Genomic DNA, 15,045 nt, shown 5'->3' with positions numbered 1-15,045 from the left:
TTCCTCGGGAGGCGCCGCCGGGGCTTGCCGCGACGCGCAGGCGAGCGGGCCGGCACGAAGTCGCGGCACAGCTCATCCCGGGGCTTAGCAAAGGTCGCGCTTTACCGCCAAGTTGCCGACGGTCATCGAGGGCAACTTACAGGGTCTTCCGGGTCGTTTCTCGCCGCGTGTGTTGCCCTCGTGCAGCAACGATTTCGGCCGCGCCGCTCACCGATCCGTGAGGGCGCCGGGCGAGCGCCCGTTTACTCGGCACGCCTGCCTCGCCGAGCGGCAGCGACTCGGCGCCAGCGACTTGGCGGATTGCGGTTCGGCCGCGGCGCCGCGACGGCCGAGCGATCCGGTCGGCGGGCGTCCGTCCGGGATGGCACGCTTGCTGCATTGCCCAGTCAGCCGCGCCTGCTGCGGCGGCGGAGCAACGACGCTCCAAACAGCGGACGGTGTGAGTCCGGATCCCCGGCATGAGCGACCGCACGGCGGTTCGCCCACTTACGACGAGCACCAGCTATGGCCAGCTTCAAAACGGTGATGAAGTCGGGTCACCCCCCGACGCTGTTCGCGGCATTCCTCTACTTCGATTTCTGCTTCGCCATCTGGGTCCTGAACGGCGCCATGGGCCCGTTCATCACCGAGACTTACAAGCTGACGCCGGCCCAGACCGGCTTCATGATCTCGCTACCGATCCTCGCCGGTGCGCTGATGCGCTTCCCGCTCGGCGTCCTGGCCCAGTATATCGGCCGCAAGAACGCCGCGATCACCGAGATGGTCGTGATCATGCTGGCGATGGCCTACGGCTATCTCTTCGTCTCCTCCTACAACGACGTGCTCGCCATGGGCGTGCTGCTCGGCATCGCCGGCGCGTCCTTCGGCGTCGCGCTCTCCCTCGGCTCCGGCTGGTTCCCGCCGGAACACAAGGGACTGGCGATGGGCATCGCGGGCGCCGGCAATTCCGGCACCGTGCTGGCCGTGCTGTTCGCTCCGCCGCTGGCCCAGGCCTACGGCTGGCAGACCACCTACGCCTTCGCGGGCCTCGTCATGCTGCTGCCGCTGGCGGTCATGATCGTGCTCGCCAAGGAGCCGCCGGATTGCGAGCACCAGTCCTTCAAGGAGCACGTCTCCTGCCTGTTCACGAAGGACGGCTGGGCGTTCTCGCTGATCTACGTGATCACCTTCGGCGGCTTCATCGGCCTGTCGAACTTCCTGCCGACCTTCTTCTACGAGCAGTTCGCGGTGACGAAGGTCGAGGCCGGGCGGCTGACGATGCTGGCGGCCTTCATGGGCTCCGGCATCCGGATCGTCGGCGGCTACTTCGCCGACCGGATGGGCGGCATCGCGGTGCTGTCGGTGGTGCTGCTGGCGGCGATCGCGACCCTGCTCTCGCTGACCGCGACCCCGTCGCTGGCGCTCACGACGCTCCTGTTCATGCTGTGCTTCGCGGCGCTCGGCGCCGGCAACGGCGCGCTGTTCCAGCTCGTCCCGCTGCGCTGGCCCACCAACACGGCGGTGGCCGGCTCGATGATCGGCGAGATCGGCGCGCTCGGCGGCGCGATCCTGCCGAACGTCATGGGCCTGTCGAAGCAGTATACCGGCTCGTTCTCGCTGGGCTTCGTCGGCTACGCCATCTTCACCGCGATCGTGCTCGGTTGCCTCGCCCTCTGGCAGCGCAAATGGGTCGGGAGCTGGGTCGGACCGCGCGGCAAGGCGCTCGGCAAGGCGATCGGCGCCCCGACCGAGGCCGAGCAGGGTCAGCTCCGGCCCGCGACGGCCTGATCGGCGCCGCGGCGCCTGCCGGCCGCGACCGACACGAGACGGGGGCCCGGGCGGCCCCCGTTTTCAGTTGCACCCCGTGGAATGAATTCACGTGCCGGATGCACGTCGGCGGTTGCGTTCCGCCGCGCGACGCGTTTGAATAATGCATTACGAAAGAGCGCCCGGTCCGAGAGCCGAGGTGCCCGGCGACCGCGCGAGGCGGCGCCCCCATGGGAGGAACGGTCGATGTCGAAGCGCTTCAGCGCCACGAACGGCGTGCTCGGCCTGCTCTGTCTGATGTACTTCATCACGTACCTGGACCGGGTGAACATCGCCACGGCCGGTGCGGAGATCATGCGCGATTTCGGCATGTCGAAGACCGATTTCGGTCTGATCCTGTCGGCCTTCGCGTACCCCTACGCGATCTTCCAGGTGATCGGCGGCTCGGTCGGCGACAAGTTCGGCGCCCGGCGCACGCTGCTGGCCTGCGGGGTGATCTGGGCCTCGGCGACCATCCTGACCGGCATGGTCGGCGGCCTCGTCAGCCTGTTCATGGCCCGGGTGCTGCTCGGCTTCGGCGAGGGCGCGACCTTTCCGACCGCCACCCGCGCCATGCAGAACTGGACGGCGCCCGGCCGGCGCGGTTTCGCGCAGGGCATCACCCACGCCTTCGCGCGGCTCGGCAACGCGGTGGCGCCCCCGATCGTGGCCTTCCTGATCTACCATTTCGGCTGGCGGACCAGCTTCGTCATCCTCGGCGCGGTGAGCTTCGTCTGGGTCGCGATCTGGTGGCTGTACTTCCGCGACGACCCGTCCGAGCATCCGGCGATCACCGAGGCCGAGCTCGCGACGCTGCCGCCGCCCCGCCAGGTCGGCGCGAAGCAGAGCGTGCCGTGGGGCGCCCTGACGCGCCGGATGCTGCCGGTCACCGTCACGTATTTCTGCTACGGCTGGACGCTGTGGCTCTTCCTCGGCTGGCTGCCGAGCTTCTTCAAGGAGAACTACAGCCTCGACCTGAAGAATTCGGCCCTGTTCGCCTCGGGCGTGTTCTTCGCCGGCGTCGTCGGCGACACGGTCGGCGGCCTGCTCAGCGACTCGATCCTGCACCGCACCGGCAAGGTGAAGCTCGCGCGCCTGTCGGTGATCGTGATCGGCTTCCTCGGGGCGGCCGCGAGCCTCGCGGGCGTGTTCATGACCCGGGACCTGACCCTCGTGGCGCTGCTGCTGTCCTCCGGCTTCTTCTTCGCGGAACTGGTGATCGGACCGATCTGGTCGGTGCCGATGGACATCGCGCCGAAATACGCCGGCACCGCCAGCGGGCTGATGAACACCGGCTCGGCGGTGGCGGCGATCGTCTCGCCGATCGTCTTCGGCGTCATCGTCGACGTGACCGGGAGCTGGACGCTGCCGTTCGTCGGCTCGATCGGCCTGTGCCTGCTCGGCGCCGCGCTGGCCTTCACGATGCACCCTGAGCGGGAGTTCGTGGATCCCGTCACGCCGCCGGTCGGCCCCGCGGCCACCGTCCCGGCCGGGGAGTAGCGCGCGATGGCGGAGACGATGAAGCGGTCGGGTCCCCTCGCCGGGATGCGGGTGATCGAGCTCGCCCACATCATGGCCGGACCGGTCTGCGGGCTGATGCTCGCCGACATGGGCGCGGAGGTGATCAAGGTCGAGAAGAGGGAGGGCGACGACACCCGTCGCACCGTCCCGCCTGCCCTCGAGGGCGAGAGCGCCGCCTACATGATGATGAACCGCGGCAAGCGCGGACTCAGCCTCGACCTGAAGGATCCGGACGGCGTCGCGGTCCTGCGGCGCCTGCTCAAGGGCGCGGACGCCCTGATCGAGAACTACCGCGGCGGCACGATGGAGCGCCTCGGGATCGGGTACGAGACCCTCAAGGTCGAGTTCCCGGAGCTGGTCTACTGCTCGCTCTCCGGCTTCGGCCGCACCGGTCCCTACGCCGACCGGGCCGGGTTCGACCTCGTGGCGCAGGGCATGAGCGGCCTCATGTCGGTGACCGGCGAGGGGCCCGGGCGTCCGCCGATGAAGTGCGGGCCACCGGTCACCGACATCACCGCCGGCATCCTGGCCGCCATGGGCATCCTCGCCGCCTACGCGAACCGGCTCCGCACGGGCCGGGGCCAGGCGGTCGACACGTCGCTGTTCGAGGCCGGCATCACCCACACCTACTGGCAGTCGGCCATCGCCATGGCGACCGGGGTCGCGCCCGGGCCGATGGGCTCGGCCCATCCGCTGAACGCCCCCTACGAGGCCTTCGAGACCGCCGACGGCTGGATCACGATCGGCGCGGCCAACCAGACCAACTGGCTGCGCCTGCTGAAGGCCATCGGCGCCGACGACCTCGCCGAGGACCCGCGCTTCGCGCTGAACCGCGACCGGATGGCCAACCGGCACGCGCTCGCCGCGACCCTCGCGCCGATCTTCCGGGCCCACGGCTCGGCCGAGTGGCTCGCGAGGCTCGAGGCCGGCGGCGTCCCGGCCGGGCCGGTCCTCGACGTGAACGCGATGCACCGGGACCCGCAGACCCTCGCCCGCGAGATGGTGGTCGAGGTCGATCACCCGCGGGTCGGCCGCATGACGACGCTCGGCCTGCCGGTGAAGTTCTCCGAGACGCCGGGACGCGTGCACGGGCCGGCCCCGTTGCTCGGCGAGCATTCCCGCGCGATCCTGGCGGAGGCCGGCTACGCGCCGGCCGAGATCGACGCGCTGATCGCGCGGGGCGTGGTCCGCGAGACCGCGGCCTGACGCCGCCACCCGGAGACCCGCGCATGACCGCCAAGCCCGCGACCGACGAGTTGCTGTTCACCACTGACGAGGCCGGCATCGCCCGCATCGTCCTGAACCGACCGCAGGCGCGCAACGCGCTGACCTTCGCGATGTATCAGGGCCTGATCACCTGCTGCGAGGCGATCGCCGCGAACCCGGCGGTCAAGGCGCTGATCATCACCGGCGCGGGCGACAAGGCCTTCGCGGCCGGGACCGACATCGCCCAGTTCCGCGACTTCAGCACCGCCGAGGACGCGCTGGGCTACGAGCGCTTCATGGACAAGGTGCTGGGCTCCCTGGAGCGGCTGCGGGTGCCGACCATCGCGGCGATCGCCGGCGCCTGCACGGGCGGCGGCGCGGCCATCGCGGCGGCCTGCGACCTGCGCATCGCCACGCGCGACGCCCGCTTCGGCTTCCCGATCGCCCGCACCCTCGGCAACTGCCTGAGCCAGGGCAACCTCAAGCGGCTCTCCGGCCTGATCGGCCCGGCGCGTGTCAAGGATATCATCTTCACCGCCCGCCTCGTCGGCGCCGAGGAGGCGCTCGCCATCGGCCTCGTGGGCGAGGTGGTCGACGATCGGATCGCACTCACGGAGCGGGTCGATACGCTGGCCCAGCTCTTGGCCAACCACGCGCCGCTGACCATGCAGGCGACCAAGGAGGGGCTGCGGCGGCTCGCCGAGGAGGAGGCCGGCGCCGAGGGCGCGCCGCATCCCGGCGATGACCTGATCCTCATGTGCTACATGAGCCAGGATTTCCGCGAGGGCATGGAGGCGTTCCTCGGCAAGCGCCCGCCCAACTGGACCGGGCGCTAGGGCCGCACCGGAGGGTGTTGCGACGGTCCGGATAGAAGGCGTCTTCGGTGTCGAGACAGAGGCGCCATGCCCCCTTTCCCGGGCGGGAGAGGGTTGGGGTGAGGGACGAGAACGTTCAGGATCAAGCGCGCGGTCCTGCGTCGACGGCGCGCGCCTCGTCCGGACAGACCTGATCCCTCACCCTGTCCCTCTCCCGCACGGGAGAGGGGACCCGCGCCTCGTGCGGAGCGGGAACGGCGCTGACCGCGCCGCTCAGCCCGGCAGCGCGCAGACATCGACCCAGGTGGCGCCGGTCAGCTCGGCCATCCGCGCCGGCGCGATCCGCACCGAGCTGTGGGTGCTGCCGGCCGCCGGCACCACCTCGTCGAACGCCCGCAGCGAGACGTCGCAGTAGACCGGCAGCGGCGTCGACAGGCCGAAGGGGCAGACGCCGCCCACCGGATGGCCGGTGAGCGCCTCGACCTCGCCGAGGTCGAGCATCCGCACCTTGCCGCCGAAGGCGGCCTTGGCCTTCCGGTTGTCGAGCCGCGCGTCGCCGCGCGTCACCACCAGGGCGACCTGATCGCCGACCCGGATCGAGAGCGTCTTGGCGATCTGGGCCGGGGCGACGCCGTGGCCCTCCGCCGCCTCGGCAACGGTCGCGGTGCTGGTCTCCAGCACGATGACCGCGATGTCGGGCGCCTTCTCGGCGAAGAAGGCGCGCACGGAGGCGAGGCTCATGGTTCGGTCCGAAGCTCGGGATCGGGGCGGGGCGGCGCGCGCGCTGCCATAGGCGGCTCCGGTCGCGCCGGCCAGCGCGCCGACGCGGGCCGACGCTGCGCGGGACGCGGCGCTCGCGCGACCGCGTCCCCACGCGCGACAGGCCCCTCTCCGGGCGGAGAGGGGCCTGCCTCGCACGGGCCGGGTGGATCGAGCTACCGCGTCGTCGTGAGCAGCAGGTCCGGCAGCCACATCGCGATGCCCGGCACGAGGCACAGGATCAGGATCGCCACCGCCATCAGGATCACGAAGGGCAGGGTGCCCCAGATGATGTCCGAGAGCGGGATGTCCGGAGCGATGTTCTTGATGACGAAGATGTTGAGGCCCACCGGCGGGTGGATCAGGCCCATCTCCATGGTGATGGTCATCACGACGCCGAACCAGACGAGGTCGAACCCGGCGGCCTTGAGCGGCGGCAGGATGATCGGCGCCGTCATCAGGATGATCGAGACCGGCGGCAGGAAGAAGCCGAGCGCGATCACCAGCGCCAGGATGGTCACCAGCAGCACCCACGGCGAGAGCTGCATCGCGACGATCGCGGCGGCGGCCGACTGCGAGATGTGCAGGTAGCTCATCACGTAAGCGTAGAGCAGCGACATGCCGATGATGAGCATCAGCATGGTCGATTCCCGCAGCGTCGCCGTCAGGATCGGCGTGACGTCGCGGAACCGCCAGACGCCGTAGATCGCGGCGATCAGCGCCAGGGCCATCAACCCGCCGAGGCCCGCGGTCTCGGACGGCGTGGCGTAGCCGCCGTAGAGCGCCACCATCACGCCGGTGAGCAGGACCACGAAGGGCAGGACCCGCGGCAGCGTCGAGAAGCGCTGCGCCATGCTGTACTGCTCGTCCGCCAGGATCGGCGAGGCCGGCCCGCCGCGCTCCAGGGCCACCTTCGCGGCGGCGTATTCCGAGCGGAAGCGCACCATCGACCACGCGGCGAACAGGCCCACGAGCAGGAGCCCAGGCCCGATGCCCGCGAGGAACAGCCGCCCGAGCGACTGCTCGGCCGCCACCGCGTACAGGATCATGGTGATCGAGGGCGGCAGCAGGATGCCGAGCGTGCCGCCCGCCGCGATGATCCCGGCCGCGAAGCCCGGCGAGTAGCCGCGCTTGCGCATCTCCGGGATGCCGGCCGAGCCGATCGCCGAGCAGGTGGCCGGGCTGGAGCCCGCCATGGCGGCGAAGAGCGCGCAGGCGAAGACGTTGGCGATGCCCAGGCCGCCCGGGATGCGGTGCATCCAGGCGTGCATGGCCGTGTAGAGATCCTGGCCCGCCTTGGACCGCCCGATGGCCGCGCCCTTCAGGATGAAGAGCGGGATCGACAGCAGGGTGATGGAGGCCATCTCCTCGTAGACGTTCTGCGCCACCGTATCGAGGGAGGCGCCGGGCATGAACGCCACCATGAAGGCGAGCGCCACGAAGCCCAGCGCGAAGGCGATGGGGATGCCCGAGAGCATCGCCCCGAGGGTCGCGCCCGCGTACAGGAAGCCGATCGCGGCCGTGCTCATCGTTCAACCTTCGCGGAAACGGTCTGACCCATCGGGTCCGGTCCCCGGGGCGCGACCTCGGCCGCCCCGTGCATGTCGCGATTCACGTCGGCCCCGAGCCCGATCTTGGGCTGCGCCCAGCCGGCGGCCCGCGGCCCGTAGGCGAGGGCCTCGGCGATCTGCAGGACGAACTGGAGGCACAGCAGGCTCATGCCGACGGACATGAGCGTGTAGGGGATCCAGAGGGGCGGTCCCCAGGTCGACTGCGAGACCTGACCGTCGACCCAGGCCTCGTGATCGAGCGACCAGCTCTTCCACGCGAAGAACAGGCAGAAGGCGAGGCTGACGACGTCGGCCAGCAGGAGCCGGACCCGGTTCGCCGCCGGCGGGAGGAGGCCGGTCAGGGCCTCGATCGCCACGTGCCCGCGCTTGGCCTGCACGCCGGCCGCCGACAGGAAGGTGGCCCCGATGATGAGGTACACCGCCATCTCGTCCTGCCACTCCGTCGGCTCCTTCAGGAGGTAGCGGACGACGACGCTGTGGGTCAGGACGAGGCAGGCTGCCACCAGGCAGAGGCCGCCGACGGCCAGGATCACCTTGTTCAGGAGGCGCATGCCCCGATCGAAGGCGCCGAGGAGGCCCGGAAGGCGCGGTTCCTCGGCTCCGCGCGCCTCCGGAGCGGCCGTGGCCGCGTCGAAGCCGTGGCTCACGCGACCTGCTCCGCGAGCTTCAGCAGTTCCGCGCAGTTCGCGTTCTTGGCGGCGTAGTCCTTCCAGGCCGTGCTGCGGGCGAGATCCCGCCACTGGCCGAGGGACTTCTCGTCGACCTGGACGACCTTGGCGCCGGCCTTGGCGAAGATCTCCTCGACGCGGGTGTCGTCCTCCTTCGCGCCGGCCTGGCCGAATGCCTCGAGCTCCGTGCCGACCGCCATGATCAGGTCCTGCTGCTCCTTCGGCAGGCCCGAGAACACGATCTTGGACATCATGATCGGCTCGAGCATAAACCAGTAGGAGCGCTCGCGCCCCGAGGTCAGCGCCTTGGACAGCTCCTCCAGGCGGAAGGAGATCAGGCTGGTGGAGGAGGTGATCACCGCGTCGCAGGCGCCGGTCTGCATCGCCGCGTAGGACTCGTTCGACGGGATCGAGAGGGTGGCCGCGCCGGCCTCCTTCATCATCATGTCCATCTCGCGCGAGCCGCCGCGGACCTTCATCCCCTTGGCATCGGCCGGCGCCACGAGGGCGCGCTCCCGGCTCGCGACGCCGCCGGCCTGCCAGACCCAGGAGACCAGGATGATGCCCTTCGCGTCCAGGATCTCGGTGAGCTTGCGGCCGACCGGGGCCGCCTTCCACGCCACGGCCTGCGCGTAGGACGTCACGAGGGCGGGCATCAGGCCGATATTGAGTTCCGGAATCTCGCCGCCCGCGTAGGGGCTCGGGTAGAGCGACATGTCGAGCGCGCCCTTGCGCATGGCGCCGAACTGGGCGTTCGTCTTCATCAGCGAGGAGCCCGGGTAGACCTGGACGTCCAGGGCGCCCTTCGAGCGCTCGCCGACCATCTTGGCGAACTTCCGGCACATGCGGTCGCGGAAATCTCCCTCGTCGATCGTGCCGCCGGGGAACTGGTGGGACAGCTTCAGCGTCGTGGCCGCCTGCGCGCTGTTCAGGCCGAACCGCAGGATGGCCGGTGCCGCGAGCGTGGCCGCGATCAGCGATCGACGAGTTGGCGTCATGGAGCTCTCCCGCACCGCAAACAACGCGGCGTAATTTTGTGCGCTGCAATAGTGCGGCGCCTCGTTGTATGCATGGAAAACCGCCTTGTATATTTTGTCAATGCTCCAGCATAATGTCCGCGCGTGCCGAACATCCGCCGGCCTCAAGGGCGGGACGGCGCGCGACCCGTTCATCGGGGGAGGGAACGGCGGCATGAGCCACGCGCAGCGGCTGCGGCAGCGAATCGAGGATGAGATCGTCTCCGGCGAGCTCGCCTTGGGATCGCGACTCGACGAGAACCAGCTCGCGGCCCGCTTCGGGGTCTCGCGCACGCCCATCCGGGAGGCGCTGCTGCAGCTCGCCGTCACCGGCCTCGTGCAGACGAAGCCCCGGCGGGGAGCGATCGTCAGCGCGCCCGAGCCGCATCTGCTGCTCGCCATGTTCGAGACGATGGCGGAGATCGAGGCGGCCTGCGGCCGTCTGGCGGCGCGCCGCCTTGTCCCCGAGGACGCCGCCGCGCTGCGCGCCGCGCTGGAGGGCTGCCGCGCCGCCCTGGCCACCGAGGACACCGAGGCCTACTACGCCGAGAACTACGTGTTCCACACCGTCGTGTACCGGGCGAGCCGGAACGCCTTCCTGGCGGAGCAGGCGCTGTCGCTCCATCGCCGCCTGGCCCCGTATCGCCGGCTGCAGCTGCGCGTGCGCCAGCGCCTGCCGCAATCGCTGGCCGAGCACGAGGCGATCGTCGCCGCGATCATCGCGGGCGACGAGGCCGGCGCCGCGGAGGCCCTCCGGGGCCACGTGATCGTCCAGGGCGACCGCTTCACCGATCTGGTGGCCGGACTGCGGGCGCCGAGCGCCGCCTGAGCGGCGGGGGGCGCGTGGCCCGCGATAATTGCGTCGGCGGCCTGTCCGAATCCGGGCCCGGCCCGGGGATCGTCCCTTCATCGCGCTCTAACCCTGCCGGCAGGTCGGACTGCGTAGGTGTTCCGCCCGACTCGACCATAAGTTGCAGTCCCGGCATTGTCGATCCGGAGCCGGGGATCGATCATGCTGAAGGACGTCGTCAGGAGCGCGGGCCGTCGCGCGGGGGTGGATATCTTCCGGGCCAGCCGGGAAGCGTTCCGCTGGAGCCACACGGTCCACGATTACTACCCCGTCGTGCCGTCCGCGCGCTGGTCGCCGGGCCGGGCGCCGCACGGCCAGCTCAAGGCGGTGCTCGCCCGGTCGCACGCGGCCTACGACAGCTTCCTCACGGAACTCGAGGCGCGGGCGGACCTCTTGCACAGAGTCCCGCACGACGCGCCCGTGACCGGTGGGGCGACGCCCCACTGGAACAACACGTGGTTCACCGCCCTCGACGGCGCCGCGCTGATGACCATGCTGGCCTGGAAGCGCCCGTCTCGGTTCTTCGAGATCGGCTCGGGCTGCTCGACCTGCTTCGCGCGGCACGCGATCGACACCCTGAACCTTCCGACGCGGATCACCTCGATCGATCCGATGCCCCGCCGCGAGATCGACGCGCTCTGCGACTGGACCGTGCGCAGCCCGCTGGAATCCTGCGACCTGAAGATCTTCGAGGAACTGAAGGCGGGCGACATCCTCTTCTTCGACGGTTCGCACCGCTCCTTCGCGAATTCGGATGTGACGGTGTTCTTCTTCGAGGTGATGCCGCGCCTCGCACCCGGCGTGATCGTGCAGATCCACGACATCTTCATTCCGGACGACTACCCGTCCGCCTGGAACTGCCGATTGTACAACGAGCAGTACCTTCTGGCGGCGATGCTGCTGTGTGGCGCGCCGCCGTTCCGGGTGACCGTGCCGGTGATGTATATCTGCCAGGACCCGGCGATGAGCGCCCGGGTCAAGGCGGTCTTCGCCGCCCGCGGCACCGGCCCCGACATCCCGTTTCTCTACGCGAACGATTCCCGCACGCCGGGCGCGTCGTTCTGGTTCGAGATGACCGGGACGCCCAGCTGATCGCGGGCGCGGTCTATCGCGGCTGAGGCTCAGGCAGTCTCGGCCGCACCGTAATTGGCGGCGATCACCGACTTCTTCCCGCGGATGTGCTCGCGCATCAGGACGGCCAGCGCCGCACCGTCCCGGGCGCGCAGCAGCGCGATCATGCGCTCGTGCTCGGAGACGGCGCGGGCCCACTGCTCGGGGGTCTGGTGGGCGGAGTAGCGCGAGCGCTGGATCCGGCCGGACAGGCTCTCGTAGATGTTGGCGAGGATCGTGTTGCGGCTCGCCGCCATGATCCCCTCGTGGATGCGCCGGTTGTGGCTGAAGTAACCGGCCTCGTCGCCCGACTTCCAGGCCTCGACCATCGCGTCGTGGTCGACCACCAGGGCGTCGATGTCGGCGTCGGTGATCGTGCGGCAGGCGAGGTCACCGGCCGTCGCCTCGAGGCCGGCGATCACCTCCATCATCTCCTCGAGTTCGCCGTCCGAGATGCTGGCGACGCGCGCCCCGCGATTCGGGAGCAGTTCGAGCAACCCCTCCGTCGCCAGGATCTTGATTGCCTCGCGGAGCGGCGTCCGCGAGATCCCGAAGCGCTCGGTCAGCTCGCTCTCGTTGATCCGCGCCTTCGGCTCCATCTCGCCGGACCGGATCAGTTCGCGCATGCGCTCGGCGACCTCGTCGTGGAGGTAGCGGCGGCTGATGCCGATCCCGGGCTCGATTTTGTTCATGGTCCCCCGACACACGTCAGGTCAGTGCGACCTGTGGTCTATGTGTAGGTGCCCGGCAATGGAGTGTCGAGGCACGAGGGCCCGATCCAGCACGCGGGCCACATGTTCCGCCTGGAGACCCAGCCCGTCGTGGATCTGGTGACGGCAGCTCGTCCCGTCGGCCACCACGAGGTCGTCGGGCCCTGCGGCGCGCAGGGCCGGGAACAGCGACAGCTCGGCCATGGCGAAGGACGTCTCGATCGATTCCGGCCGGTAGCCGAAGGCGCCCGCCATCCCGCAGCAGCTCGATTCGATGACCCGCAGGTCGAGCCCCGGCACCGACCGGAGCACCGTCTCGACCGAGCCCATGATGCCGAACGATTTCTGATGGCAATGGCCGTGCAGGTGCGCGACCCGGCCGCCCTGATCGGCGAACGGCAGCGCGATGCGTCCGGCCGTCAGGTCGGCGGCCAGCAACTCCTCGAACAGGAACGACTGCTTGGCCAGCAGCGCGGCCTCTTCGCCGGGCAGGAGCGCCGCGAACTCGTCCCGGAAGGTCAGCAGGCAGGACGGCTCGAGGCCGACGACCCGTGCCCCCGCGCGCAGGAACGGCAGCAGCGCGTCGAGGGTGCGGCGCGCCTCCTGGCGCGCCCGGTCGGTCTGGCCGGCGGAGAGCCAGGTCCGGCCGCAGCAGAGGGGGCGCCGCCCGCGCGACGGGTAGACCCGGTGCAGCCGGTAGCCGGCCGCCTGTAGCACCCGCTCGGCCGCCTCGAGATTCTCCCGCTCGAAGGCCCGGTTGAAGGTGTCGCCGAACAGGATCACGTCGCGGAAATCGCCCGCGACGTCCTGCGCGTGGGCGGGCTCGCCCTGCTCGCTCCAGGGCCGACGCCAGCGCGGCAGCGAGCGCCTGGCCGAGAGGCCGGCGACGCGCTCCGAGAGGGCGGCGAGGGCCGGGTACCGGTCCCGCAGGTTGAGGAGCGGCGCCAGCCGCGCGGCGGCCCCGGCGTAGAGCGGCATCGTCGCGATGAGGCGCTCCCGCAGGGGCAGCCCGTGGCGGGCGTGGTAATGGTGCAGGAACTCGATCTTCATCTTGGCCATGTCGACGCCGGTCGGGCACTCGCGGCGGCAGGCCTTGCAGGAGACGCAGAGATCGAGGGTGCGCTTCATCTCCGGGCTGGTGAAGGCGTCCTTGCCGAGCTGGCCCGAGATGGCGAGCCGCAGGGAATTGGCCCGGCCCCGGGTCAGGTGCTGCTCCTCCCGGGTCGCCCGGAAGGAGGGGCACATGGCGCCGCCGACGAGCTTCCGGCAGGTGCCGTTGTTGTTGCACATCTCGACGGCGGAGCCGAAGCCGCCCCAGTCCGACCAGTCGAGGGCGGTCTTCATCGGAGCCGACACGGCGTAGTCCGGCTTGAACCGGAACAGGCTGCGATCGTCGAACTTCGGCGCTCGCACGATCTTGCCGGGGTTGAGCCGGTTGTCCGGGTCGAACGCGTCCTTCACGGTCTCGAAGGCGCGGGTGAGCGTCGCGCCGAACAGCGGCTCGACGAATTCCGAGCGCGAGAGGCCGTCGCCGTGCTCGCCGGAATATGAGCCCTTGTAGCGGCGCACCAGCTCGGAGGTCTCCTCCGCGATCGCCCGCATCCGCCGGACGTCACCGGCCTCCTTCATGTCGAGGATCGGGCGGACATGCAGGCAGCCGACAGACGCGTGGGCATACCACGTGCCGCGGGTGCCGTTCTTGGTGAAGACCTCCGTCACCGCGTCGGTGTAGTCGGCGAGGTGCTCCAGCGGGACGGCGCAATCCTCGATGAACGAGACCGGCTTCGCGTCGCCCTTCATCGACATCATGATGTTGAGGCAGGCCTCGCGCACCTCCCAGACGGATTTCTGGCGCGCGGGCTCGACGACCTCCACGACGGCGTCCGGGAAGCCGTGATCGGCCATGCAGGCGTCGAGGCGATTCAGGTCGCGCCGGAGCGACGCGAGGTCGTCGCCGGCGAACTCCGTCAGCAGAAGGCAGTTCGGCTTGCCCTTGGTGATGTCGGCGAGCGTCGTGCGGAACAGCGGGATATCGGCGCCGAGCACGAGGACGTTGTTGTCGACCAGCTCGACCGCCACCGGGTCCAGGCCGACGATGTGCCGCGTCGTCTCCATGGCCGCCCGGAAGGACGGGAAGTGGCACACGCCCATCACGCGGTGTGTCGGCAGGCGCGATAGCTTCAGCGTCACCGCGGTGGTCGCGGCCAGCGTGCCCTCGGACCCGACGAGCAGGTGCGCGAGGTTCGGCTGGGCCTCGATCAGCGAATCGAGGTTGTAGCCGCCCACGCGGCGCTGAACCTTCGGGTAGTGCGCCTCGATCTCGGCGCGGTGGTCCTCGGCGAGGCCGCGCATCCGCGCGGCGAGCGCCGCGGCCCGATCCGATCCGTTCACGCCCGGATGCGCGTTTCCGGTCAGGCCGAAGCCGAAGGCCTCGCCGTCGTGGAGCAGCGCCTCGATCGCGAGGACGTTGTCGCTCATCTTGCCGTAGCGCAGGGAGCGGGCCCCGCAGGAATTGTTGCCCGCCATGCCGCCGATGGTGCAGCGGGTCGCCGTCGAGGGCTCGACCGGGAAGAACCAGCCGTCGGCCTTCACCCGGGTGTTCAGGCGCTCCAGCACCATGCCGGGCTCGACGGTGATCGTGCCGACCTCCGCGTCGTAGGCCAGGACGCCGTTGAAGTACCGCGAGCAGTCGACGACGAGGCCGGACCCGATCGGCTGGCCGTTCTGCGAGGTGCCGCCGCCACGCAGGATGACCGGGGCGCCGTGCTCGGCGGCGATGCGCAGGGTCGCGGCGATGTCGGCGGCGGAGCGCGGCAGCACCACGCCGGCGGGCATGATCTGGTAGATCGACGCATCGGTGCTGTAGCGTCCGCGCGTGAAGGCGTCGAAGCGCGCCTCACCCTGGAGCTGCTCCGCCAGCCGGCGCGGCAAACCGGCCTCGAGGCGCGCCGCTGCACGCGGCGCCGGGGCATCCGCCCTCGCTTCCGTCACGCTCGATCCCTCCCGAGATGGGACGCGCCCACCCGCGGGGAAA

At 70.3% G+C, this 15,045-nt stretch carries 12 protein-coding genes; 6 read left to right on the top strand and 6 right to left on the bottom strand.

What is annotated here, in order from left to right; all coding sequences use genetic code 11:
- Positions 1 to 504 precede the first annotated feature (504 nt).
- The 4 genes from ACQKQD_RS27715 to ACQKQD_RS27700 all read left to right on the top strand — a co-directional run bounded on the left by ACQKQD_RS27715 (position 505) and on the right by ACQKQD_RS27700 (position 5,348).
- Complete coding sequence (locus ACQKQD_RS27715) at positions 505 to 1,767, top strand: nitrate/nitrite transporter (protein ID WP_100251160.1); 1,263 nt, start codon at positions 505 to 507, stop codon at positions 1,765 to 1,767.
- Between the two features lie 225 nt (positions 1,768 to 1,992).
- Complete coding sequence (locus ACQKQD_RS27710; RefSeq protein WP_020091892.1) at positions 1,993 to 3,285, top strand: MFS transporter; 1,293 nt, start codon at positions 1,993 to 1,995, stop codon at positions 3,283 to 3,285.
- Positions 3,286 to 3,291: 6 nt separating this feature from the next.
- On the top strand, positions 3,292 to 4,512 hold the full coding sequence (locus ACQKQD_RS27705; protein WP_427510145.1) for a CaiB/BaiF CoA transferase family protein: 1,221 nt from the start codon (positions 3,292 to 3,294) through the stop codon (positions 4,510 to 4,512).
- Positions 4,513 to 4,535: 23 nt separating this feature from the next.
- On the top strand, positions 4,536 to 5,348 hold the full coding sequence (locus ACQKQD_RS27700) for an enoyl-CoA hydratase/isomerase family protein (protein WP_331299982.1): 813 nt from the start codon (positions 4,536 to 4,538) through the stop codon (positions 5,346 to 5,348).
- A 252-nt stretch (positions 5,349 to 5,600) separates the two neighbouring features.
- Here ACQKQD_RS27700 and ACQKQD_RS27695 read toward each other — a convergent pair whose 3' ends face one another.
- The 4 genes from ACQKQD_RS27695 to dctP form a co-directional block, all read right to left on the bottom strand.
- Positions 5,601 to 6,068: a YbaK/EbsC family protein gene (locus ACQKQD_RS27695; RefSeq protein WP_427510144.1), complete on the bottom strand. Its 468-nt coding sequence runs from the start codon at positions 6,066 to 6,068 to the stop codon at positions 5,601 to 5,603.
- Positions 6,069 to 6,262: 194 nt separating this feature from the next.
- The gene (locus tag ACQKQD_RS27690) at positions 6,263 to 7,615 is read right to left on the bottom strand and encodes a TRAP transporter large permease (RefSeq protein ID WP_020091896.1); all 1,353 of its coding nucleotides are present in this window, start codon (positions 7,613 to 7,615) and stop codon (positions 6,263 to 6,265) included.
- Positions 7,612 to 8,304: a TRAP transporter small permease gene (locus tag ACQKQD_RS27685; RefSeq protein ID WP_103984798.1), complete on the bottom strand. Its 693-nt coding sequence runs from the start codon at positions 8,302 to 8,304 to the stop codon at positions 7,612 to 7,614. Before ACQKQD_RS27685 ends, ACQKQD_RS27690 begins: the two co-directional genes overlap by 4 nt.
- Positions 8,301 to 9,323 (bottom strand): TRAP transporter substrate-binding protein DctP, encoded by a 1,023-nt coding sequence (dctP, locus tag ACQKQD_RS27680; protein ID WP_020091898.1) that lies wholly within the window; start codon positions 9,321 to 9,323, stop codon positions 8,301 to 8,303. The genes ACQKQD_RS27685 and dctP overlap by 4 nt, the downstream gene beginning before the upstream one ends.
- Before the next feature lie 193 nt (positions 9,324 to 9,516).
- Between dctP and ACQKQD_RS27675 the strand changes: the two genes are divergently transcribed.
- Together ACQKQD_RS27675 and ACQKQD_RS27670 are read left to right on the top strand one after the other, a co-directional pair.
- On the top strand, positions 9,517 to 10,170 hold the full coding sequence (locus ACQKQD_RS27675; RefSeq protein WP_020091899.1) for a GntR family transcriptional regulator: 654 nt from the start codon (positions 9,517 to 9,519) through the stop codon (positions 10,168 to 10,170).
- A gap of 183 nt (positions 10,171 to 10,353) precedes the next feature.
- Positions 10,354 to 11,283: a class I SAM-dependent methyltransferase gene (locus ACQKQD_RS27670; protein ID WP_427510143.1), complete on the top strand. Its 930-nt coding sequence runs from the start codon at positions 10,354 to 10,356 to the stop codon at positions 11,281 to 11,283.
- A 29-nt stretch (positions 11,284 to 11,312) separates the two neighbouring features.
- Here the strand turns inward: ACQKQD_RS27670 and ACQKQD_RS27665 are convergent, their stop codons facing one another.
- The gene (locus ACQKQD_RS27665; RefSeq protein ID WP_020091901.1) at positions 11,313 to 11,993 is read right to left on the bottom strand and encodes a GntR family transcriptional regulator; all 681 of its coding nucleotides are present in this window, start codon (positions 11,991 to 11,993) and stop codon (positions 11,313 to 11,315) included.
- 21 nt (positions 11,994 to 12,014) lie between these two features.
- Complete coding sequence (locus ACQKQD_RS27660; RefSeq protein ID WP_427510142.1) at positions 12,015 to 15,002, bottom strand: FAD-binding and (Fe-S)-binding domain-containing protein; 2,988 nt, start codon at positions 15,000 to 15,002, stop codon at positions 12,015 to 12,017.
- Between the last annotated feature and the right edge of the window lie 43 nt (positions 15,003 to 15,045).

It is taken from the genome of Methylobacterium sp. NPDC080182 (assembly GCF_050281105.1).
GTDB lineage: Bacteria > Pseudomonadota > Alphaproteobacteria > Rhizobiales > Beijerinckiaceae > Methylobacterium.
The sequence above is the reverse complement of the archived record's forward strand: the minus strand, read 5'-3'. Positions and strand labels throughout refer to the sequence as shown.